The organism is Pseudoalteromonas sp. M58, from assembly GCF_042604605.1.
Lineage (GTDB): Bacteria > Pseudomonadota > Gammaproteobacteria > Enterobacterales > Alteromonadaceae > Pseudoalteromonas > Pseudoalteromonas tetraodonis.
Map to the genome: position 1 here is coordinate 1,399,934 of NZ_CP152390.1, position 23,406 is coordinate 1,423,339.

Sequence of the window (23,406 nt, forward strand, 5' to 3'; positions counted from 1 at the left end):
TTCACTCGATTTAAGTGGTTCTAGGGTTGACAGGTATAAATAATAAGCACATAGTTAGACCATAAATTGTCGACAATATAAAAATACTCTATGACACAGCACTTGTTAAATGAAACATCTATCACAACCGCTTCCGATAAAGTGTTTGTAGATATGCGCCGCGAAATTGTAGAGGGCAGCATTGCACAAGGCAGTAAAATATCAGAGCCGGAACTAGCAAAGCGTTATGGTGTGAGTCGTGCAACGCTTAGAGAGGCATTAAACCGTTTAGAAAGTTGTTATTTAGTTGAGCGTAAAGCCAATATAGGTTGCCGTGTTGTGGCATTAACCGCAGAGCGTTTAATTGAGGTGTATCAAGTGCGCAGTGCTCTTGAGGGACTTGCATGTAGGTTAGCTGCCGACAATATGGAACCAGATGAAGTGCAAGGCTTGAAACAATTACTTAATCAGCATTTGCAAACTCAGCGTGTTAAAGAAGGTGAGTCGTACTATCAAGAAGCAGGCGACTTAGACTTTCATTATAGAATAATCAAAGGCAGTAAAAACGCACACTTAATACATTTGCTATGCCACGACCTGTACCAATTAATAAGAATGTACCGTGTACAAATGGGTATGGTAGGGCCGCGGGTATCGAAAGCGTTTGATGAGCATTTAGCCATTATTAACGCCATAGAAAACCATGATGGTGAGCTGGCCGAAATGCTAATGAAGCGCCATATCAGTGCATCACAAGCAAATATCCAAACAAAATTTGATGGATATCAACAATCAGTACAAGCCACTCAAAATGAAATGGTTAACTAGGGTCTGTTGATCTTTGCGGATTATAATTTGTTCAAACTAGGAGCGGTTTAATCACGGCGCGAGGTTTGTAACCTAGTGGGCTAAGTAAAAACCGAGCAACAAAGAGTAAATCGCTCCTAGGCAGAACCCGAAGGGCAGCGCCTGTTTAGTATTGATGCTGCGTTATCGCCTATTTATGTGGAATAACCACACTACATAGGCTCTGCCTTGCCTAAATACCAAACAGGCTGCTGCAAATTAAATTTTGAAAGGTCAATAGACCCTAATACATATGTCACAATATTAAAAAATACTAAGTTGCCAAAGAGCAGCCCTGTTCAAAGTTAGGAGAAGGTAATGTCAGCAGGATTAAAATTTAAACAGGCAATTGCAAATAACCACCCGTTACAAGTTGTGGGTACTATTAACGCGTATACAGCAATGATGGCTGAAAAAATGGGCCATCAGGCTATTTATTTATCGGGTGCGGGTGTGGCTAATGCCTCATTTGGTATGCCAGATCTAGGTATGACCAGCCTTGATAACGTGCTTGAAGATATTCGCCGTATTACCGGTGCTAGCGATTTACCTTTGTTAGTGGATGCCGACACAGGTTGGGGTGGGGCGTTTAATATTGCCCGTACCGTTAAAGAAATGACTAAAGCGGGGGCAGCAGGCTTTCATATTGAAGACCAAGTGGCGCAAAAGCGTTGTGGCCATCGCCCTAATAAAGAAATAGTTACCCAAGCTGAAATGGTTGACCGTATTAAAGCGGCAGTAGATGCAAAAACCGATAGCGATTTTTACATTATGGCGCGTACCGATGCGTTTCAAAAAGAAGGCTTAAATGCGGCGATAGACCGTGCAGCAGCTTGTGTTGAAGCCGGTGCCGATGCGATTTTTGCAGAAGCGGTTCATGATCTTGCTGATTATCAAGCATTTACTAAGGCGATTAATGTGCCTATTTTGGCCAATATTACTGAGTTTGGCCAAACCCCAATTTACACCAAAGAGCAACTAAGCGATGTGGGCGTAGAAATGGTGCTTTACCCATTAAGTGCATTTAGAGCAATGAACAAAGCCGCACTCAATGTGTATTCGGCTATTTTGAATGAAGGGTCGCAACAAAGCCAAATTGAAAACATGCAAACGCGTGCAGAGCTTTACGACTTTTTAGATTATCACTCGTACGAAAACACGCTAGATAACCTTTTTTCAGCAAAATCTGACAAATAATAAAAATTTCAACAGGAGACACATCATGGTAGATAAAGCATTAGGTGGCGCAGGCTTACGTGGCCAAGTAGCAGGACAAACAGCATTATGTACAGTAGGGCAAACAGGCTCAGGTTTAACTTACTGTGGTTACGATATTAGTGAACTGGCTGAAAAAGCACAGTTTGAGGAAGTGTCGTTTTTACTTTCTCGCGGCGAGCTACCAACATCAAGCGAACTGGCAGAGTACAAAGCTAAACTTAAAAGCTTGCGCGGTTTACCAGAGGCACTAAAAACAGTGCTTGAGAACATTCCTAAAGACGCACATCCAATGGATGTAATGCGCACAGGTTGTTCTATGCTAGGTAATCTTGAAATGGAAAATGACTTTAGCGAAGCAAACGATGCGATTGACCGCATGGTGGCAATTTTCCCAAGTATTATTTGTTATTGGTACCGCTTTACTCATGACGGTGTTCGTATTGAAACACAAACTGATGACGACTCAGTAGGCGCTCACTTTTTAACGCTATTACACGATAAAGCGCCAAGTGAATTATTTGCACAAGTAATGAATGTATCACTAATTTTGTACGCAGAGCATGAATTTAATGCCTCTACCTTTACCGGTCGCGTGTGTGCATCAACGCTTTCTGATATTCACTCATGTGTAACTGGCGCAATTGGTACCTTACGTGGTCCACTTCATGGTGGTGCCAACGAAGCCGCCATGGATATGATTGAAGGCTTTAGCAGTGCCGATCAAGCAGAAGATGCGCTAATGGGGATGCTTGAGCGTAAAGATAAAATTATGGGCTTTGGCCACGCTATTTACCGTGAGTCGGATCCGCGTAATGTAATTATTAAAAAATGGTCTGAAAAATTAGCCGCAGAAGTGGGTGATGATGTGCTTTACCCAGTATCAGTTCGCTGTGAAGAAGTTATGTGGCGTGAGAAGAAGTTATTCTGTAATGCTGACTTTTTCCATGCATCGGCGTACCACTTTATGGGTATTCCTACTAAGTTATTTACGCCTATCTTCGTAATGAGCCGTGTAACTGGTTGGACAGCGCATGTAAAAGAGCAACGTGCAAATAACCGTATTATTCGCCCAAGTGCTGATTACACCGGGCCAGATGCGCGTAGCTACACGCCAATTGAATCAAGAGGCTAATTAGTTAGCGTTTAAGGTGAGCCTAGCTCACCTTTTATTGTTTATAGCGCTGATGATTACTCATTATAGCGCTTTAGCGTACTCTCCTCCGTCACCAAATTAGCGAATTTATTATGACCATTATTAATAACACCCAATACCGTAAGCCTTTACCAGGCTCAAATGTTGATTACTACGATACCCAAGCCGCCGTCGATGCCATTAAGCCAGGCGCATACGCTACACTACCTTACAGTTCGCGTGTATTTGCCGAAAACTTAGTGCGTCGCTGTGAGCCCGAAATGCTAACCGATGCGCTTAACCAAATAATTGAGCGTAAACAAGACTTAGATTTTCCGTGGTATCCGGCACGCGTTGTATGTCATGACATTTTAGGCCAAACCGCACTGGTTGATTTAGCGGGCCTGCGTGATGCTATTGCTGCAAAAGGCGGCGATCCTGCAAAAGTAAATCCGGTTGTACCTACTCAACTGATTGTGGATCATTCATTAGCTGTTGAGCACGCAGGTTTTGATCCCGATGCATTTGAAAAAAACCGCGCCATTGAAGATAGACGCAACGATGACCGTTTTCATTTTATAAATTGGACCAAAACCGCGTTTAAAAATATTGATGTGATCCCACCGGGTAATGGCATCATGCATCAAATTAACCTTGAAAAAATGTCGCCGGTGATTCAAAACCGCGATGGCATTGCGTTCCCAGATACCTTAGTAGGTACCGACAGCCATACCCCACATGTTGATGCTTTAGGTGTTATTGCTGTTGGCGTAGGTGGCCTTGAAGCCGAAAGCGTAATGCTTGGGCGCGCATCATATATTCGTTTACCAGATATAGTGGGCGTAGAGCTTACCGGTAAACGCCAGCCTGGCATAACTGCAACCGATATTGTACTGGCGATTACCGAATTTTTACGTGAGCAACGTGTGGTATCGACTTACCTTGAGTTTTACGGTGAAGGGGCTGATGCACTAACCCTGGGTGATAGAGCGACCATTTCGAACATGACCCCAGAATTTGGCGCAACCGCTGCTATGTTCTACATTGACGATAAAACTATTGATTACTTGCGCTTAACAGGCCGTGATGAAGAGCAAATTGCCCTGGTAGAAAACTACGCTAAAACAGCGGGTTTATGGAGTGATAGCTTAAAAACCGCTCAATACGATCGCGTACTCAAGTTTGATTTATCAAGCGTAGGGCGCAACATTGCAGGGCCTTCAAATCCGCATCGTCGTGTATCTACCAGCGATTTAGCAGCGCAAGGTATTTCGGGTGTTGTTGAAAATGAAGAAGGCTTAATGCCAGATGGCGCCTGTATTATCGCCGCTATTACCAGCTGTACTAATACCAGTAACCCGCGCAATGTAATTGCTGCAGGTTTATTAGCGCGAAATGCAAACGCTAAAGGCTTAATGCGTAAACCGTGGGTTAAAACATCCCTGGCGCCGGGTTCTAAAGCAGTGCAGTCGTACCTTGAAGATGCAAACTTACTCACTGAACTAGAGCAACTCGGTTTTGGTATTGTTGGTTTTGCCTGTACTACCTGTAATGGCATGAGTGGTGCGTTGGACCCTAAAATTCAACAAGAAGTGATTGACCGCGATTTATACGCAACGGCTGTGCTTTCGGGCAACCGTAACTTTGATGGCCGAATTCATCCGTATGCTAAGCAAGCGTTTTTAGCGTCACCACCTTTAGTAGTTGCTTATGCAATTGCGGGCACCATTCGTTTTGATATAGAAAAAGATATACTCGGTAAAGATCAACAAGGTAACGATGTAACCTTAAAAGATTTATGGCCATCTGATGAAGAGATAGATGCGGTTATCAAACAAAGCGTAAAACCAGAGCAGTTTAGAAAAGTATACGAGCCAATGTTTAACTTAACTGTTGATTACGGCGAAGATAACGACCCACTTTACGATTGGCGCCCAGAAAGTACGTATATTCGCCGCCCACCTTATTGGGAAGGGGCTTTGGCAGGTGAGCGCAGTATGACAGGTATGCGCGCGTTAGCAGTACTTGGCGATAACATTACAACCGATCATTTATCACCCTCTAATGCGATTATGGCAAGCAGCGCAGCAGGTGAATACTTAACTAAAATGAACGTACCAGAAGAAGACTTTAACTCATACGCCACTCACCGAGGCGATCACTTAACCGCTCAACGAGCTACATTTGCAAACCCTAAACTATTGAACGAAATGGTATTAGATGAAAACGGAGAAGTGAAGCAAGGCTCGTTCGCACGTATAGAGCCAGAAGGTGAAAACACACGCATGTGGGAAGCAATCGAAACCTACATGCAGCGTAAACAGCCACTCATTATTGTGGCAGGTGCTGATTATGGCCAAGGCTCTTCGCGCGATTGGGCAGCAAAAGGCGTTAGGCTTGCTGGTGTTCAGGTTATTGCAGCCGAAGGGTTTGAACGTATTCACCGTACTAACTTAATTGGTATGGGCGTATTGCCGCTTGAATTTAAACCAGGCACAACGCGTAAAACACTTAATCTAGATGGTAGCGAAAGCTACGACGTGAAGGGCGAACCAACACCAGGTGCAACCCTAGAGCTTGTTATTACGCGTAAAAATGGCGAGGTATTAAACGTACCCATGAAATGTCGACTAGATACGCAAGAAGAGCTCTCTATTTATGCGGCAGGCGGTGTGTTACAACGCTTTGCGCAAGACTTTTTAGAAGCCACGCAAGTATCATAAGGACACACGTTTATGTTTAAACCACAAATTAAAGTGCCTGCGACCTATATGCGTGGTGGCACGAGTAAAGGGGTTTTTTTTAATTTAACCGATTTACCCGCACCTGCCCAAGTGGCAGGTGCGGCGCGCGATAGCTTATTATTGCGCGTTATTGGTAGCCCAGATGCATACGGTAAACAAACCGACGGCATGGGCGGAGCAACCTCAAGTACCAGTAAAACGGTTATTTTGAGTAAGAGTGAACAGCCCGATCACGATGTTGATTATTTATTTGGTCAAGTCGCCATTGATAAAGCGTTTGTTGATTGGAGTGGTAACTGCGGAAACTTAACCTCTGCCGTGGGCGCGTTTGCCATCAGCAATGGTTTAGTTGATAAATCTCGCGTACCGGATAATGGCATTGCTATTGTGCGCGTATGGCAGGCGAACATTAAAAAAAGTATTTTAGTGCATGTACCCATGACCAACGCTCAAGTTCAAGAAACCGGTGACTTTGAGTTAGATGGTGTGACGTTTCCTGCCGCTGAAGTAAAGCTTGAATTTATTGACCCTGCTGATGGTGATGGTGCGCTATTTCCAACAGGTAATGTGGTTGATGATTTAGAAGTACCAGGTGTGGGGACATTAAAAGCAACTATGATCAACGCAGGTATCCCGACTATTTTTGTAAATGCCAGCGATATTGGTTATTCCGGTACTGAGCTACAAGATGATATAAACGCTGATGAAGCCGCACTCACTAAGCTTGAAACCATTCGTGCCTATGGCGCGGTAAAAATGGGACTAATTAGTACTATTAATGAAGCGCAAGCACGCCAACACACACCTAAAGTGGCGTTTGTGGCTGCACCGCTTAATTACAAATCATCAAGTGGTAAGCAGGTTAATGCAAGCGATATAGATTTGTTAGTACGTGCAATGTCAATGGGTAAGTTACACCATGCGATGATGGGCACAGCCGCCGTTGCTATTGGCACAGCAGCCGCAATTGACGGAACATTAGTTAATTTGGCCGCTGGTGGCGGTGCTATTAACGAGGTTAACTTTGGTCACCCATCGGGCACACTTAAAGTAGGTGCCGAGGCGGTTGTTACAAATGGCCAATGGCAAGTGACTAAAGCGAGTATGAGCCGCAGCGCACGTGTATTAATGGAAGGCTGGGTAAGAGCGCCATTTGATTATGACTAACTAGCACCCAAAATACGTACTATAGTAAAATAATAAGCCGCGAACTTAACTTAGTTTGCGGCTTTTTTATTTAGCAATTCAGTAGGTTGTAAAATGTACTTTGTTGAGGGGTGCTCAATAAACAGCAACATTTTTTCTGTTATGTCGGCAAATATTCACTTATATTGAAATGAACACTAGCCCGTGTATTTTTTCAATACAGTTTGTACGGAGTACATTAATGGATTTATCAAGGCTAAATGCAGAAAGGTTAATACAAAACTTACAAACCGGTGTGGTGGTGCATTCACCAGACACAGGAATTTTGTATGCAAATCCTGCGGCTTTAAATATTTTACGTTTAACAAAAGAGCAAGCGTTAGGGCGCGACTCGTTTGATAGTAAATGGAAATTACTGGATGAATTTCGTCAACCACTGCAGAATTCTCAGTATCCTGTTAGTGTTGTTATTAAAACCCAAAAACCATTGATGAATCTTGAAATAGGTATATGTGACAGCTCAAGCGACGAAATTACATGGGTGCTATGTAACGCTTATCCAGAGTTTGACGAGCAGAATAACATTGCTGAAATAGTCGTCACTTTTATAGATATTACTCATCAAAAACAAGCTATTCCATTTAAAGAAATTGTTGAATTAGCCAGCGACGTTATTTTAGTTACCGAGGCAAGCCCTATTACTAATGATGGCCCTAAAATTGTTTATGCAAACCAATCGTTTACTAAAGTAACGGGTTATCATTTAGATGAAGTTAGAGGTAAAACGCCGCGCATTTTACAAGGCGCTAAAACTCAACAAGCCACACGCGATAAAATTAGGCATGCGCTAGAAAATAAACAGCAAGTATCTGAGCAAATTCTAAATTATAAAAAATCAGGTGAGCCTTATTGGATTGATATGAATATTTTTCCATTAAAAAATGCGTTAGGTGAGGTGGCTTACTATGCAGCGATTGAGCGCGATATTACAAAAATGAAGCAGTATCAAGCACAACTAAAAGATTTAACCATTAAAGATCCGCTTACTAATTTGCTCAACCGAAGAGGGTTTATGGAAACAGCTAAACTTGCACTTGATGAGTGTATTAAAGACAGCCAGCACTTAACCCTTACGATGATAGATATAGACCACTTTAAGCGCATTAACGATCAATTTGGCCACGAAGGCGGAGATAGTGTGTTGCAAAGCATAGCTGCTACGTTTAAATCATTTTGTGACAGTGATGATATTATAGCGCGTTTAGGAGGAGAAGAGTTTTGCATTGTTTCTCCTACCAAATGTGTCAGTACCGTTGTTAAAACCTTAGCAAAGTTGCAAGATCATTTAAAAGATAACCCAGTGCAGTTATCAAGTGGCGGGCAGGTGAGTTATACAATAAGCAGTGGTGTATCAAGTTTGACTTCTGAGTCGTGTTCGCTGCAAGGATTATTAAGAAATGCCGATACAGCACTTTATAATGCAAAAACAACCGGACGGAACCAAACGGTGGTGTTTAACCAAAGCCTTAGACTATGAGTAGATATAACTGAAAACAGGCACGCTCAAATTTAGCTGTCTATGGCTTAATCGAGGTTATAACACTGCTGTTTTTTAGTTTTTATAAAGCGCTCAAATTCATTATTTGCACGCATAATCGCTATTTCTGCGTTGATATCATCTAAGATAAATTGCCAATTAGGCGTACTTTTACTGATTTCATAATACAGGGCTTTGTATTCTATGCTTGGCGTTAATGCAACTAGCGCACTAAGCATCCTCTTTTTTTCTCTAGCTGATAATAGTGATTTATAAATACTGGCTCTTAGCACTTCTAAGTCGGCAACAATAAGCTCAACCCGACCATTTAAAAGCAAATGAATAAGCTGATACTCAGTGTTAGCAACAATGGTTTTTATTCCACCTTGTTCAATAAGTTGATCTAATTCTTTACTATTTTTATATGAACGTACCACCCCCATAACCCTGTTTTTTACAGACTCAATACTGCCATCGTAATTTATGCTGTGATCTCTAAGTGCTACAAATGATAAGTCGCCACCAGGAATGGGCTCAGATAACGCCAATAACTGATTACGTGTTTTGGTTAAAATGTTTTCTGACATTACATCGTCACTAATAAAATACTCAGGGAATAAAATATCAGCTTTACCTAATTCAGCTTCACGAACGGCACGCGCCCAAGGGTAAAACTCTATATGTACACCATAGCCGCGTTTTACTAACATGCTTACTGTGAGTTGATATAGCCAGCCCTTATTGCATAAGTGATCGTCTATATAAGGGGGCCAATTAAGTGTAACTAAGCGAAGAACTGTATCGGCTTTTAAATTATAGCCATAGCCGCTTTTGTATTTCTCTCCGGGAAGTGTGATATTTTTATTGTCGACTGTATAGGTTACTGGCGCAGGTTGTGCGTAAGTGAAAAATGATAGTACTAAGGCAGCGATTAAAAATATTCTCATAAGGATAATGCATTTTTATCTTTAATTTTAAGTTTAGTGCGTTATTTGGAATAAACAACTTAAATAGTGAGGTTCTTCTAGTATACAAACAATTAAATATAGCCTTAAAAAGCGATAGCTATTAACATGCAAAGGTAGGTAATTTCACTTTAATACGACATAACAACAAAAAGTCTTTTTACTAGAGGGAATTTTTATGGCTAACAAGCCAATAAGTGAAGACAATCCATTTGCTAATTTATCTGATGTGCAGTGTGAGCAGATCCAAAATTGGTACCAAAAGCATATTTCTTCAACCTTACATTCTTTACTTAAAGGCAGTAAGTCTGGGCAAGTTATTGAGAGTAAGTTAGAAAGTACTTTAAATAAAGCGCTCTCTCAGAGCAAACAGCTTACTACTTATGCTATTGAGGGTAATTCGAGTATTAAATTAAAAAATGCCAGTGTTATGGCTGAGCTTAATGATACCCGTGATTTGTTTTATGGCGCGCAAGTTAAAATAAATAAACTAGAGCAAAAAATAACAACCAGTGCTCAAGAAATACAATTATTAGAGACAGAAAAAAGCGAATTGCAGCTAGAAGTACGTAGCTTAAAGCAACGTTTAAATCACGTACTTTCAAGGCTAGAATCGCAAGGTGTCTCATTCCAAAAAAGCCATTATGTAGGACGTATATTAGTTCAGGCTTTGCGAGCAAGTTTTGAAAATTGGCAGCAAACTCCACAAGGAGGGCCCTTTAAAAATCATGATTTTTACAAGCTTTTCCCGCGTGTTTTGTACTCAAGCTTATTAAAGGAAATAGAAAAACTGCTAGGGGAGCACGATTATAATCAAATCGAGCGTTCACTTAGTGATTTTGTGTTTAAGCAAAAGGGCTCGCCTGTAGAAAATTGGCCAGATGAAGACCCGATTTACGAGACGCGGTTAATTAACCAAAAGCAGTCAGAGCTGTTAATAAAATTACATAGCCAACACCTGCAACGAAAAAACTTTACGTCCTATTTAGAAAAACGCCTTTCTAGTACTGGCTTTACCCATAAACACAGTGATTTATTGATGACTTTAGTTGAGTTTGCGACACACGATGAAAATAGCAAATTTTCTAGTTATTGCCATTAAGTTATTAGTAATGTTATTAGTATTAAAGCAGCATCACTAAATATCATGTTGTTGTAGGCCAAGTATCTTTAATTTGGTTGCTAGGGTATTTTGTGCAAGTGTTTTTTTTACTATTTTATAAAGTGTGTTTACATTAAGTTGGTGTGTAGGGCGAATTAATAATTGGTGTTTATAGGTTTGCGCGACGCGTTCAGAGATAAGCAGCTTTTTTTTACTTTCTGGGTATTTATTGAGGTATTGATTTAAGTAAGAACGGGTAACAATCGCCATATCGCTGCGTTTTTTTAATACTAATTCAATACTTTTTTTATGACTGCTCAGTAACGTCATTTTATATTCGTTTTCAAGTATTGATGGATTGTTTTCAAAGTTTGCTAACTGATAATGATAGCCTAAAATCCCAATGAGGGTTTTATCGTCTAAGTTATCAAACCAAGCTTGTGACTTTGCAAATTGCTTTAAAGCAATAAATACTTCGCTGTCTGTTGCTATCACAGGGGAGTTACTGATTATATGGTTGCCTTGCAGCCACCCCCAGTTTGGATCTTCAAAAAATACCGCATCGAACAAACCTTGCTGATAATCTTTAAAGCGCCGAATAGGTGTGGTGAGCACAAGCTCAAAATGATAGTCAGATTGTATTTTATTAAGTTCGCTAATTAGCTCTACGGTAAGGCCTGAAGCACGGCTGTCAATAATCTCTATGTAGGGAGGAAATTCATAGCCACCCACTTTGACTAGGGTTTTAGCTTGAACTTGCCCAGCAAAAATAAATAGCAATAGTAATGTAATGAGTGCGGCAGACTTCACAGGTAAATCCTTTCCTAGAATACTTTCTGATATTTCATCTTATAAGATAGCCTACTTGTTAACATAGTATTAATTTTCAAGCAATAAATTCTGACTTTGCAACGTGATTAAATGGATGTTACCAAATATTTATTAAGGAAGTTTAGAGCGTGTGCGCTTTTTTGGAGCTTTTTGATGTTGGCGTTGCTTGATGGCGGGTGTTTCCCCAATGTCGGGTGTTTCCCTCAATGTCGGGTGGCCGGCTTCGCCACTTAACCGACCTACGTTCTTAATAATTAACGTAGGTTGGATAATTCGAAGGCGTCATCCGACGATGTTTAGCCGTTTATTATAAGGAGATTTTTTGTGAGATATCGTAGAAATTATCAACCGGGAGGAACGTATTTTTTTTACGGTTAATTTGCAGGATCGTAAAGAGTCATTATTGGTTGAGCATATTGATTTATTGCGTGGGGCTGTGCGCTGGGTAAAAATGCATAAACCATTTTATATTGATGCGTGGGTGGTGTTGCCTGATCATATGCATGCAGTGTTAACTTTACCCGAAGGTGATAGCGATTATTCTGGTCGTTGGCGCGAAATTAAAAAACGTTTTTCTAAAGGCTTGCCTAAAAACGAACATGTATCACTCGCACGCATTAATAAAAATGAACGAGGGATTTGGCAACGCCGTTTTTGGGAGTATACCATTGTTGATGAACGTGATTATTGGCACCATGTAAATTATGTTCATTTTAATCCGCTTAAACATGGTTTGGTTGAACGGGTGGTTGATTGGCCTTATTCAAGCTTTCATAAAGCGGTCGCATCAGGAATGTACAGCCGTAATTGGTGTGGGGAATAATATAATATATTTTATGTCGGGTGTTTCACATACGTTAACAATAATGAACGTAGGTCGGATAAGCCGGAAGCGTCATCCGACGCTGTTGGATAATTCAGAGGCGTCATCCGACGATGTTGGGTAATTCAGAGGCGTCATCCGACGATGTTGGATAATTCGGAGGCGTCATCCGACGATGTTGGATAATTCAGAGGCGTCATCCGATGATGTTGGTATTGGTCATTATCTGTGCATGCTTTGCTTTATGTTGGATGGTGTTTAGTGTTGGAATGCAACCTAATGTCGGGTGTTTCACCAATGTCGGGTGGCGCGGCTTCGCCACTTAACCGACCTACGTTCTTTTTTTATTGGTGCGACTGAGTGGATTCGAACCACCGACCCTTGGATCGGGTGATTAAGAGTAGGTAGTGCTTTTTCTTGAGGTGTTTTTTTGAATTGGTACGACTGAGTGGATTCGAACCACCGACCCTTGGAGCGGGTGATTAAGAGTAGGTAGTGCTTTTTCTTGGGGTGTTTTTTTGAATTGGTACGACTGAGTGGATTCGAACCACCGACCTTTGGAGCGGGTGATTAAGAGTAGGTAGTGCTTTTTCTTGAGGTGTTTTTTGAATTGGTACGACTGAGTGGATTCGAACCACCGACCCCTACCATGTCAAGGTAGTGCTCTAACCAACTGAGCTACAGTCGTACAATATGAAATTCTTAAACTTTAAATACAGCATTTACTCATTTTGGTACGACTGAGTGGATTCGAACCACAGACCTCTGGATCGGGTGATCAAGAGTAGGTAGTGCTTTTTCCTTTATCGTACTTTAAATACAGCATTTACTCATTTTGGTACGACTGAGTGGATTCGAACCACCGACTTCTGGACCGGGTGAACAAGAGTAGGTAGTGCTTTTTCTTTCAACGTACTTTAATTAAATCTTTAAAAATTTGGTACGACTGAGTGGATTCGAACCACCGACCCCTACCATGTCAAGGTAGTGCTCTAACCAACTGAGCTACAGTCGTACTATGAGTTTACGTACTATTTAATTCACCCATGAAGCTTCATCCTGTCGGCATCCTGCCTCCACCTCGTTCGGCTGCGAAGCTTCGCTTCGGTCCAATCTCGCCCAACTGAGCTACAGTCGTACTTCTGTATTTAAAAATTGTTAATTGCTTAACAACGGTCGCTAATATATAGCGTGATGAGTGGTGAATCAAGCATGTTTATGGTTTTTAAGTTTATTTGCCGTTTTTTTATTCATATTGGACTGATTTCGCACGTTTTATAAAATTTTTGCCACCAGATAACATGCTCTTTTGCTGACGCTTTTAGCTGAGAGAGTAAGTTGTTAGAATTTGGGTCAAGTAGGGCATTTACCGCTTCACTACTCACTGCTTGATTAAACCATAGCTGCATATAAAGCGGCTGCAATGTTTCTAAATACCCGCTCAGCTGTGCTTGATAAGGCTGTATTTGTTTTAAATAATATTTATTAAATATATTACTGACAATTTTAGCCTGCTGCTTGTTTTTCCCTTTAGGGCAGATATCTTCTACTACTAATGAATTTACAAACTGGGTTGCTGTATGATTTAAGCTAATTTGTTCTCGCGCAGCTTGAATAAGCTGTTGGTCAAATTTGTATCTGTTGAGCGGTTCAAGCGCTGACAAAATATCATCGCTGTTTATTGCCATACTCCCTTTAGTTTCTATTTGGTGTTTAATGGTCGTTAGCTTTTTAAGCGCCTCAACCGTGTCACTAAACCCAGCCGGTTGGGTGCTGAGTTCTTGGCCAGTTAGCTGCCAAGTGCTGCTCAGTTCAGGTTCACTATATAAAACATTATTAAAATAATGAGTGAGTTGAGTTTGTTTTTGGTTTTTTGCCGCTGTAATTTTACTGTGAACGTTGCTTTGTTTATCTAAGGTGTTTAAACAGTTTTGCGCGCTTTGAATAAAATCTATTTGGTACTTCAATTTACTAGCAGCGGTGGCTGTTTTGCCTAATTGATTATTATGCTCGCTTATCAGAACGTTAAGTTTACATTGGCTAATACCAGCTAGTTCAGTTATGCCAATTTTAATCGCAGGTTGCAACGCTTCAACTGGCTTTACTAAGGCTAATTGTTGCAGTGGCTTTGTGTGTGGCTCAGGCGTTTGTAAGGTATTACTCAAGCGAGACAAATAGGTTTTATTTGCCTCACTGGGCTGCTCTGAGCAGCCCAAAAGCACCATACAACATGCCGCCAATAACCAATTAAGCGGCAGTTTGGTATAGATTGATTGTTTAAGAGAGAATAAATGGTTCACGTTTAAATCGCCTATGAACGGTCAGCATCAGTAGTATAGCTGCAACTGATAAGCCAACGATAATACCTATCCAAAAACCATGAGGGCCCATTGCTGGCACTATTATGTCTGTTCTTGCTAATACGTAGCCTAAACTAAAGCCGATTAACCAATAAGAAATAAAAGTGATATACGAAATCGGCGCTGTGTGTTTTAAACCACGTAAAATACCGTTTGCAGCTACTTGTAATGCATCAGGAAGTTGGTAAATACAGGCTAAAATCATAATTGATGAAGCAAGCGCAAGTACCGCAGGGCTATCGCTATATAATTGGCTGATCACATCACGCCCTATAAATGTAATAAAAGCGATAAACAACGCAACCATAGCCGCCATAATATAACTTGTTGATACTGCTACTTTTAATTGATCTAAATGATTTTGCCCAAATAAATTACCAATTCGTATGCTAATGGCAATTGAGAGGCTCAGAGGCATCATAAATAATAGTGCAGTCACACTGGCTGCAATTTGATGGCCAGACACAGCCACCGCACCCAAATGCGCAATAAACAGGGGAATACAGGCAAACAAGGTCACTTCAAAAAAAGTAGCGAGTGAAATAGGAATACCGAGTTTGGTAATAATACCAATGGTTTTAAAATTGGGTTTTTCAAAGCCAGTTAATAAGCCTTTGGCATCTATTTTTTTACTCAGCTGGCAATAAGTAACTTGCGCAATAGCCATTACAGTAAATACCAGTGCGGTGGCAATACCACAGCCAGCGCCCCCAAATGCGGGTAGACCAAATAAGCCCTTAATAAAAATATAATTGAGTGGGATATTTACCGCAAGTCCGAGTAGGCTGATATAAAACGCAGGCTTGGTCATCCCCATACCTTCGGTCATATTTCTATACACGGTAAAAATTAAAAAACCAAATACACCCCATTTAACAAAATGAATGTAATCAAAAGCAAGTCCCGCAATCGCCGGGCTAGTATCAAGCTGTAAAATAACGGTATTGGCAAGCTGGGCAGCACAAAAACCTGCAAAACTCAAAAGGAGCGTTAAATAAAGCGCTTGCTGAAAATAATGGCTAATGCCGTTGCGATCTTTAGCACCCGCAAATTGAGCAATGACTCCCGTTAGGGCTAATAGAATACCTTGTATTGCTAATAAAATTGGGTTCCATATTCCTGTAGCAATTGAGAGGGCAGCGAGATCGGTTGGACTCACTTGTCCGGCCATAATGGTATCAACCACTGACATTAATACTAAGGTCACTTGTGCTAAAAAAACGGGAAAGGCGAGGGAAAGTAAACGTTTAGCTTCCCAACTACAAAAAGTCATAAAAAACAGCTATTCAGAAAAACATGGGCGCATTGTAATCTATTGTGATTGCTCTATCTATGTAGACAATCAGCGAATCTATTAAATTGCTGCATAAGCTTACTTTTGTTGCGAATAAAAGTGCTATTAAGTGAATTATTTTAGCGATTGATACGTTAAACTAGCACTTTGTTAGAAAGAGAAGCGATTTTTATGTTTACCGGTATTATTCAAACTCAAGCAACAGTAGTCTCTAGAACCCATACGCAGGGTGTATTACGTTTAGTCGTTTCTGTTAATGAGCAATACGTAAAGCATTTAGACTTAGGTGCTAGCATCGCTATAAATGGTTGCTGCTTAACGGTAGTTAAAGTAGAGCTTAGTAATCAAGATGTGGTGGCTCAAGTGCATTTTGATGTTATTGACGAAACTTTGCAGCTTACTAACCTTGGACAACTGGAATTGGGTAGTTTAGTCAATTACGAGCGTTCGGTGTCGTTTGGTACTGAGCTGGGTGGGCACATAGTCTCTGGTCATATTCATTGTACTGCCAAAATAGTGCAAATAGTTAAACTAGAAAATAACTACAAAATACAGCTTAGCCTTCCAAAAAAATGGCAAAGATATGTGTTATACAAAGGGTTTGTATCTATTAATGGCGCCAGTTTAACGGTTGGCAATATTGATGAGCATGGCTTTTGGTTACACTTAATACCAGAAACACTCGATATTACTAATTTAGGTGCAGCTGTTGTAGGTGATGAATTTAATATAGAAGCTGATCAGCAAACATACACTATTATAAACACCGTCGAAAACTACATGCGCCAACATAGCTAAAATATTTGTTCGTCATCGCTGTCCACGTGTAACTCTAACTTATTACGTGCATAGTCTATATGCATATTTAAGTGAATTAGATTACAGCAAGCACTGCATTCTTCATAGTAGTCTTGGTCGCCCATACTGGCATCAAGGTCTAAATGAATATGGTGTCCACAATGTGGGCAGGCGATACGTTGTGATAAAAAGTCTTTCATAACACCCCCTTAAAAATTAAGTTATTTTACCTAGATAGCACATAACGGCTTAATACTAAGTAGCTTGAACTCTGACTAAATGATTTACTCATATTGAGCTATCAACAGTGATTTATTACAAATAAATTCAATGCAATTAGCCCTAAAAATAACGCTTGAATAGATTTATTTTGTAGAGTTCAAGTATAAGTATAGTGCTTATATTTTGTTTACTCATTTATTTAAGTTTAGTAGTTTTTCAACGTGTTCTTTTGCCTGATTTAGGTAATGGCCTGCATAAATATTGGCATGGTTCAAAATAGGGTAAAGCTGATAAATAAGCTTACGATGTTGGTAGTTCTGAGAGAGTGGATAATGATGATCATAGGCGCTATAAAATTCATCGGGTAATGGAGCAAAAAATTCACTCATAGCAATATCGACCTCTCGATCACCGTAATAGCAGGCAGGGTCAAATAGGGTCGGAATATTATTTACAAATCCCATGTTTCCGCGCCAAAAGTCGCCATGTAATAATGAGGGCAAAACATGATGATTATGCAGTTGCTCTTTTACTAAATTTATCAGTTGTTCGGGGTCTGCCAGCACAATGTCTTTTTCAGCTAATAGCTGTAATTGCCAACCAATACGTTCTTCTGCAAAAAATACATCCCATTTTTTATGCCATTGATTTGGTTGAGGCGTAGAGCTTAAATAATTGTCTGTATCAAAACCAAACATCGCTTGCTCGTGTTTTTGATGTAACATGGCAAGGTGTTCACCCATCGTTGACCAATGCGTGTGGGGAAGGTCATCAAGTGTAAGCCACTCTAATACAATAAACGCATATTCTATATTGGCGCCAGTTGTAATACAGTCGGGCACCATAAATATACTGTTTTGAGTGAGTTGTTTTAAGCCCTGTGCTTGTGCTTCAAAGCGATCGAGCTCATTCTTTTGCGCAATTTTAACTAAATAATTGTGCTTGCCATCACTTATATGGAAAAGCTTATCGGTTGATGTGTTTTGCAACTGACGTTTATGGGTGTGTTTAAAATCGTAATGGATAGCTTGGCTGATCTGTTGATTGATTGTTTTCCACATAACAATTGCTCACCTTTTAAACCTATAAATAAACTATGGCAAAAAGGGATTAAATAAACAAATTAATCGGTGTAAAATTAAGACTATCAATTTCTGATAGAAATCACTGAAATGGAATAAAAATGAATAAAAGTTTTATCACTAACTTATTGGCAGCGTGTTGTGTTGTTATTGGTTTTGTATTTGATCAAGCCATTGTACTTTCGGTGGGCTTATTTGCACTCTCTGGTGCGGTTACAAACTTACTCGCTATTCATATGCTATTTGAAAAAGTCCCGTTTTTATATGGATCGGGGGTGATTGCGCTCAAGTTTGAAAGCTTTAAAGTAGCTATAAGAAATTTAATACTTACGGAGTTCTTTTCTGAGCATAAAATAGACAAGCTTCTAAGCAAGGCGCAGCCAACGATAGACTTTGAATCGGTAATTGAAAAGGTAGATTTAAATCCCGCTTTCGATAATTTGTTAGTGGTGATAGAGCAATCACAATTTGGCAGCATGCTGGCAATGTTTGGCGGCACTGAAGCCGTTGAGCCAATGCGAGAAAAATTTATCGAAAAAATGCAATTATCACTGGTGCAAATAAGCGGCACCGACGATTTTAAAATGCTACTAAGCGATATGCTTACTCAAGGCAACAACGCGGAAAATTTACATAATACAGTACTCAAATTAGTGGATGAACGCTTAGATGAACTCACCCCTAAAATGGTAAAAGAAATAATTCAAACTATGATCCGCGAACACTTAGGTTGGCTCGTTGTATGGGGTGGGGTATTTGGTGGCTTGTTTGGTTTGTTGGCAGCGCTTATTTAATAATAAATACACGTTAAGCAGGTACTAAGCCCTGCTTAACGTGTTTGATTCGCATAAATTGAACGTATTAAAAACCGATTTCCTAGTCATAATTTAGGTTATTTAGATCCCCGCCATAATAACCACCATCGGTTTATTTACCTTTGCCAAATCCCTTATTGATGTGCTGGTGGTAGCCTCAATATTGAAAAAGCGTGCAGATTTGTTTAAATCATAAAGCGCTACAAAATCATTCATTGATAAATCATTGCAGCGTAATTTTTTGCCAATTACATGCTTGTTGGTATGGAGCTCTTTAATTGTTTTGTGCAGTGTCAGTTGTTTGTTAGATGCAACGGCCATGCAAACTTGTGTACCGGGTGATGAATCAGCGGCAACAAAAGTGGTTGCCATTACAGGCGCTGTTAATGTTGCTGCGCCCAATAATACAGTTGAATATAGAGTTGCTTTGAAAGAAATCATAGTATTTTCCTCTTTGTTTATGTGCAACTTAAGTATTGTTTAATGTAGCCAGAATGTTGTTAACTGAATGGGACAAGCTGTAAGAAGATGTGTATATAAATTATGCAATTTTGTAGGTGTATGAAAAGTTGTTCATAAGTAACCTGAACTATGGATAATAAATCTATCTCAAGCAGCTATTTTCAGCGCTAACTGCGTTGAATTTACTTGCAATAGGCCCGCTATTGACGCGAAAATTCGCCTTGTTTTCACTGTAAATTTCTAGCTGGAGAAAACGAACTAAATTATTAATATAATTCAATATATTAGTAAATCTCTTAACCAAAGTTCAGGTTAAATAATTTATTTTTGACACACTTTAGCGTTTTCATACTGAAATATTTTTTCAGACTGTTATTATCGCGCCCTAAATTTGTGGCATTTTATATTTTTGGAGCGCAATTGTGAATAAAACGTTAGCCAGTTACTACCAGCAAGCTTATGCGTGTGAGCAACAGCATTTTAACCAATGTTTTTATTGCGGGTGTGAGGCAACAGAGCGCGATCATTGCCCACCATTGCACATGTTACAAAGTATTATTGATTTAGGCGAAGAAGCAGATTTTGTTGCTATTGCGGCTTGTTATGAATGCCATGCATTACTTCATAATGAACGCTTAATGACCATTGATGAGCGTTTTAGTAAGCTTAAAAAGAAACTATCAAATAAATACGCCAAGCCCTTACGTGTGTACAACATGTGGGAAGAAAGCGAGCTTGGCGACATGAGCGATGAATTTGCGCACAGCATTCAAGCGGGCATGAAACTCGGTAAAGAAGCGGCTGAGCGACTCGCCTTTACAGGGTTTAGTTATGCCACTGAAGAAGCGCGCGTTACGGTGCGCGAAAAAACCAAAGAGTTTGATGTAGAAGGCACCGTATTTACCGACTTTAAAGAAGCGCTTAACTATTGCATTACTGTATTAAAAGTACAAAAAAGTGATTTTTATAAAATTTTAGTCGAGGATTATCAAGGCGATTTTAATAAGGCATTGAGCCAATACAGGCATCGTCATGATAAAGTCACCGCCGCAAAAGATGGTAATACATTAATTAAAGATTTTTCAAAATTACATAAGCAAAATTCGGATTTTGTAACCCGAACGGTTAAACACTTTATTAGTAAAGATCCATCGCTCACCACTGAAGGGGCACTGGATAAGCTTTATAACAATTATATAAAAAAATAATTACAGAAACTCACCTTAAATAACCGCCTTTTCACCTGTTTTTTTAGCTTTATGCGTTTGCTTTCGCTAAAGTAGTAAAAAAACAGGAGAACCTAAAAACATGCAAAAATTTGCTCCCTCATTGTTAGCTGTTGGTTTAGCAGCGGCTCTTGTTGGTTGCCAAGAAAGCGGCCCGCAAGATGCAAAAGTAACCATTAATAAAAACCCATACCCAAGTACTTATCAACCCGTTGCTACATCAAGCACATTAATTACCAATGCCACTGTATTAACAGGCACGGGTGAGCGTTTAGATGAAGCCGATGTATTACTTGTTGATGGTAAAGTACAGCAAGTTGGTAAAGATTTAACCGCTAACGCAGACACCACTATCGATGCGCAAGGCAAATGGGTAACACCAGGTATTATTGATGTTCACTCTCATTTAGGTGCTTATCCAAATCCGTCGGTTGAGTCTCACCAAGATGGCAACGAAATGACTAGCCCAAATACAGCAGAAGTATGGGTTGAGCATTCAATTTGGCCACAAGATCCAGGCTTTAATCGCGCACGTGAAGGCGGTATTACCTCTTTACAAATTTTACCAGGTTCAGCTAATTTATTTGGTGGACGTGGCGTTACCCTTAAAAATGTACCGGCTCACACCATGCAAGGGATGAAGTTTCCTGATGCACCATACGGTTTAAAAATGGCGTGTGGTGAAAACCCTAAACGCGTTTATGGCCGTAAAGGTGAATTACCGATGACACGTATGGGTAATATGGCAGGCTATCGCACAGCTTGGATTGGTGCGCAAGAGTACAAGCGTGCTTGGGATAAATACGATGCTGATTACGCTGCGGGTAAAAACCCAGAAGCTCCACACCGCGATATTAAATACGATACCCTTCGCGGTGTTTTAGAGGGTGAGGTTCGTATTCACAATCACTGTTATAAAGCTGAAGAAATGGCGATGATGATCGACCTTTCTAAAGAGTTTAATTACCATGCGGGTACATTCCATCACGGTATTGAAGCTTATAAAATCGCAGATTTACTGGCTGAAAATGGCTCGTGTGCAGCACTTTGGCCAGACTGGTGGGGCTTTAAAATGGAAGCCTACGATATGGTACAAGAGAACGTAGCGATTGTTGATGCAGTTAAAAACTCATGTGCCGTTGTGCATTCAGACTCAGACACGACGATTCAGCGCTTAAATCAAGAAGCCGCAAAAGTAATGTACAGTGCAAACCAAAATGGTTTTGATATTTCTGAGCAGCATGCAATTAAGTGGATCACGGCTAATGCCGCTAAATCACTCGGCATTGAAGATAAAACAGGCTCACTTGAAGCAGGTAAACAAGCTGATGTGGTTATTTGGAATCAAAGCCCATTTAGCGTTTACGCAAAAGCAGAGCAAGTGTTTGTTGATGGCGCAAAAGTTTACGATAGAAACGATAGCGCATTCCAAGCACAAAGTGATTTTATGTTAGGTCAACAATAAGGAGCACCCAGAATGAAAAAATTATCACGTTCGTTTTCGCTTTCTCTGGTTGCTGCAGGGTTACTAGCATCGGGTGCGGTGAGCGCTCAATCTCTTGCTATTATTAATGCAACTTTACATACATCATCAGATCAAGGCGTATTAGAGTCTGCCAGCATCGTAATGAATGATGGCAAAATTACTGCAATCAATCCTAGCGATGTTAAAGCAGATAAAATTATTGATGCCAAAGGTCAAATCGTGACCCCTGGTTTTATTGCCACTGTAAATCAACTTGGTTTAGTTGAAGTAGGTGCGGTTGCAGGCTCTCGCGATGCGGGAGAAGAAAAAGCAGGTATTGATTTTGATGCAAGCTTGGCATTTAACCCTCGTTCAAGCCTAATCCCTTATGCACGTAAAGGCGGTGTTACTCGTGACTTAATCACTCCATACGGTGGTGACAGTATTTTTGCGGGCCTTGCCAGTGTGGTGGATTTAAGTGGTAGCTTTGAAAGCGTAAACAAAAAGCAAGCGGCATTAGTGGTTCATTTGGGTGAGCGTAGCAAAGGCTCTCGTGCATTTACGTTGCAAACACTGATCAATAAGTTAGATGATCACCAAACTAAAGCAAGCAAAGAAGCTAAAAAAGACGATGCTAAGCCAAGTGCTGAAGATAAAATAATGGCTAAAGTACTAAAAGGCGATATGCCATTACTAATTAGTGTGTCGCGTGCATCGGATATTGTTGAACTTATAAAAGTGAAACAGCAGTTTGGGGTAAATATTGTTCTTAATGGTGCGCAAGATGCCGTTGTAGTTAAAGATCGTATCGCAAAAGCGGGTATTCCTGTGATCATCAGTGCAATGGATAACTTACCAGGCAGTTTTGATTCATTACATGCAAGCCTAAATAATGCCGGCATACTAGAAAAAGCAGGTGTTAAAGTACTTTTAACTGTGGGTGGCGATGCCAGTCATAATGTTTACCAGCTCCGCTATGATGCCGGTAATGCAGTGTCTTACGGTATGAGCCAGCAAGGCGCATTAAAAGCGATGACTTCAAATGTGGCTGATGTATTTGGTATTAATGCTGGTAGCTTAGAAGTGGGTAAAGCCGCTGATGTTGTAATGTGGAGTAATGACCCGTTTGAGCTGAGCAGCCACGTAAATAAAATGTTTATTAATGGGGTTGAGGTAAGTACTGAATCTCGCCAAGATAAACTGCGTGAGCGCTATACAACAGAATCAAACATGCCACGTGCATACACTAAATAAACTTGTTTAGTTGAATATAAAGGCCGCATTAGCGGCCTTTTTTATGAATGCCTTTTACTTATACTAATCCGCAAAGTAAACCACTTAAATAAGCGAATAGCTATT

The 23,406-nt window shown here is 40.3% G+C and carries 20 protein-coding genes and 2 tRNA genes; 13 read left to right on the forward strand and 9 right to left on the reverse strand.

Annotation, left to right across the window (positions count from 1 at the left end):
• Positions 1–90 precede the first annotated feature (90 nt).
• The 6 genes from AAGD16_RS06470 to AAGD16_RS06495 all read left to right on the forward strand — a co-directional run bounded on the left by AAGD16_RS06470 (position 91) and on the right by AAGD16_RS06495 (position 8,602).
• On the forward strand, positions 91–807 hold the full coding sequence (locus AAGD16_RS06470; RefSeq protein ID WP_215522079.1) for a GntR family transcriptional regulator: 717 nt from the start codon (positions 91–93) through the stop codon (positions 805–807).
• 336 nt (positions 808–1,143) lie between these two features.
• Entirely contained in the window at positions 1,144–2,022 is an 879-nt protein-coding gene (prpB, locus tag AAGD16_RS06475) for a methylisocitrate lyase (RefSeq protein WP_013464731.1), read from the forward strand.
• A gap of 25 nt (positions 2,023–2,047) precedes the next feature.
• Positions 2,048–3,175, forward strand: a complete 1,128-nt coding sequence (gene prpC / locus AAGD16_RS06480; RefSeq protein ID WP_262977256.1) for a 2-methylcitrate synthase — start codon at positions 2,048–2,050, stop codon at positions 3,173–3,175.
• Positions 3,176–3,288: 113 nt separating this feature from the next.
• Positions 3,289–5,898 carry a Fe/S-dependent 2-methylisocitrate dehydratase AcnD gene (gene acnD, locus AAGD16_RS06485; protein WP_377114410.1) on the forward strand — a complete coding sequence of 870 codons (2,610 nt, stop codon included), beginning with the start codon at positions 3,289–3,291 and terminating at the stop codon, positions 5,896–5,898.
• Between the two features lie 12 nt (positions 5,899–5,910).
• The gene (gene prpF, locus AAGD16_RS06490; RefSeq protein ID WP_016899865.1) at positions 5,911–7,086 is read left to right on the forward strand and encodes a 2-methylaconitate cis-trans isomerase PrpF; all 1,176 of its coding nucleotides are present in this window, start codon (positions 5,911–5,913) and stop codon (positions 7,084–7,086) included.
• A 220-nt stretch (positions 7,087–7,306) separates the two neighbouring features.
• Positions 7,307–8,602 (forward strand): diguanylate cyclase, encoded by a 1,296-nt coding sequence (locus tag AAGD16_RS06495; RefSeq protein ID WP_377114414.1) that lies wholly within the window; start codon positions 7,307–7,309, stop codon positions 8,600–8,602.
• Between the two features lie 47 nt (positions 8,603–8,649).
• On the opposite strand, the gene AAGD16_RS06500 is transcribed toward AAGD16_RS06495, so the two are convergent.
• Complete coding sequence (locus tag AAGD16_RS06500) at positions 8,650–9,549, reverse strand: substrate-binding periplasmic protein (protein ID WP_377114417.1); 900 nt, start codon at positions 9,547–9,549, stop codon at positions 8,650–8,652.
• 196 nt (positions 9,550–9,745) lie between these two features.
• Between AAGD16_RS06500 and AAGD16_RS06505 the strand changes: the two genes are divergently transcribed.
• Positions 9,746–10,669 (forward strand): hypothetical protein, encoded by a 924-nt coding sequence (locus AAGD16_RS06505; protein ID WP_377114420.1) that lies wholly within the window; start codon positions 9,746–9,748, stop codon positions 10,667–10,669.
• Between the two features lie 36 nt (positions 10,670–10,705).
• Here AAGD16_RS06505 and AAGD16_RS06510 read toward each other — a convergent pair whose 3' ends face one another.
• On the reverse strand, positions 10,706–11,479 hold the full coding sequence (locus tag AAGD16_RS06510; protein WP_016899869.1) for a transporter substrate-binding domain-containing protein: 774 nt from the start codon (positions 11,477–11,479) through the stop codon (positions 10,706–10,708).
• Positions 11,480–11,879: 400 nt separating this feature from the next.
• On the opposite strand from AAGD16_RS06510, the gene AAGD16_RS06515 reads away from it, so the two are divergent.
• The gene (locus tag AAGD16_RS06515) at positions 11,880–12,323 is read left to right on the forward strand and encodes a transposase (RefSeq protein ID WP_058154493.1); all 444 of its coding nucleotides are present in this window, start codon (positions 11,880–11,882) and stop codon (positions 12,321–12,323) included.
• Between the two features lie 611 nt (positions 12,324–12,934).
• On the opposite strand, the gene AAGD16_RS06520 is transcribed toward AAGD16_RS06515, so the two are convergent.
• The 4 genes from AAGD16_RS06520 to AAGD16_RS06535 all read right to left on the reverse strand — a co-directional run bounded on the left by AAGD16_RS06520 (position 12,935) and on the right by AAGD16_RS06535 (position 15,956).
• Positions 12,935–13,011: transfer RNA gene (locus AAGD16_RS06520), tRNA-Val, on the reverse strand.
• Between the two features lie 250 nt (positions 13,012–13,261).
• Positions 13,262–13,338: transfer RNA gene (locus tag AAGD16_RS06525), tRNA-Val, on the reverse strand.
• 235 nt (positions 13,339–13,573) lie between these two features.
• A complete protein-coding gene (locus AAGD16_RS06530) occupies positions 13,574–14,623 on the reverse strand; it encodes a DUF3080 family protein (protein ID WP_033102522.1) in 1,050 nt (349 codons plus the stop codon).
• Positions 14,601–15,956 carry an MATE family efflux transporter gene (locus tag AAGD16_RS06535; RefSeq protein WP_377114425.1) on the reverse strand — a complete coding sequence of 452 codons (1,356 nt, stop codon included), beginning with the start codon at positions 15,954–15,956 and terminating at the stop codon, positions 14,601–14,603. The genes AAGD16_RS06530 and AAGD16_RS06535 overlap by 23 nt, the downstream gene beginning before the upstream one ends.
• A 192-nt stretch (positions 15,957–16,148) precedes the next feature.
• Here AAGD16_RS06535 and AAGD16_RS06540 point away from each other — a divergent pair, with 192 nt between their 5' ends.
• Positions 16,149–16,775 carry a riboflavin synthase subunit alpha gene (locus AAGD16_RS06540; RefSeq protein WP_377114428.1) on the forward strand — a complete coding sequence of 209 codons (627 nt, stop codon included), beginning with the start codon at positions 16,149–16,151 and terminating at the stop codon, positions 16,773–16,775.
• Here AAGD16_RS06540 and AAGD16_RS06545 read toward each other — a convergent pair.
• Both AAGD16_RS06545 and AAGD16_RS06550 read right to left on the reverse strand, forming a co-directional pair.
• On the reverse strand, positions 16,772–16,975 hold the full coding sequence (locus tag AAGD16_RS06545; RefSeq protein ID WP_008464077.1) for a CPXCG motif-containing cysteine-rich protein: 204 nt from the start codon (positions 16,973–16,975) through the stop codon (positions 16,772–16,774). The genes AAGD16_RS06540 and AAGD16_RS06545 overlap by 4 nt on opposite strands.
• Positions 16,976–17,188: 213 nt before the next feature.
• Positions 17,189–18,058 carry a fructosamine kinase family protein gene (locus tag AAGD16_RS06550; protein ID WP_013464743.1) on the reverse strand — a complete coding sequence of 290 codons (870 nt, stop codon included), beginning with the start codon at positions 18,056–18,058 and terminating at the stop codon, positions 17,189–17,191.
• A 122-nt stretch (positions 18,059–18,180) separates the two neighbouring features.
• Here AAGD16_RS06550 and AAGD16_RS06555 point away from each other — a divergent pair, with 122 nt between their 5' ends.
• Positions 18,181–18,873, forward strand: a complete 693-nt coding sequence (locus AAGD16_RS06555; RefSeq protein WP_064663098.1) for a hypothetical protein — start codon at positions 18,181–18,183, stop codon at positions 18,871–18,873.
• A gap of 102 nt (positions 18,874–18,975) precedes the next feature.
• Here AAGD16_RS06555 and AAGD16_RS06560 read toward each other — a convergent pair whose 3' ends face one another.
• Positions 18,976–19,335, reverse strand: coding sequence for a DUF3718 domain-containing protein (locus tag AAGD16_RS06560; protein ID WP_377114433.1), 360 nt, complete (start codon positions 19,333–19,335; stop codon positions 18,976–18,978).
• Positions 19,336–19,778: 443 nt separating this feature from the next.
• Here AAGD16_RS06560 and AAGD16_RS06565 point away from each other — a divergent pair, with 443 nt between their 5' ends.
• From AAGD16_RS06565 to AAGD16_RS06575, 3 genes are all read left to right on the forward strand, one after another.
• The gene (locus AAGD16_RS06565) at positions 19,779–20,564 is read left to right on the forward strand and encodes a hypothetical protein (RefSeq protein ID WP_013464747.1); all 786 of its coding nucleotides are present in this window, start codon (positions 19,779–19,781) and stop codon (positions 20,562–20,564) included.
• A 100-nt stretch (positions 20,565–20,664) separates the two neighbouring features.
• A complete protein-coding gene (locus AAGD16_RS06570; protein ID WP_016899875.1) occupies positions 20,665–22,047 on the forward strand; it encodes an amidohydrolase in 1,383 nt (460 codons plus the stop codon).
• Positions 22,048–22,059: 12 nt separating this feature from the next.
• The gene (locus AAGD16_RS06575; protein WP_128583636.1) at positions 22,060–23,301 is read left to right on the forward strand and encodes an amidohydrolase family protein; all 1,242 of its coding nucleotides are present in this window, start codon (positions 22,060–22,062) and stop codon (positions 23,299–23,301) included.
• The last annotated feature ends 105 nt before the right edge of the window (positions 23,302–23,406 follow it).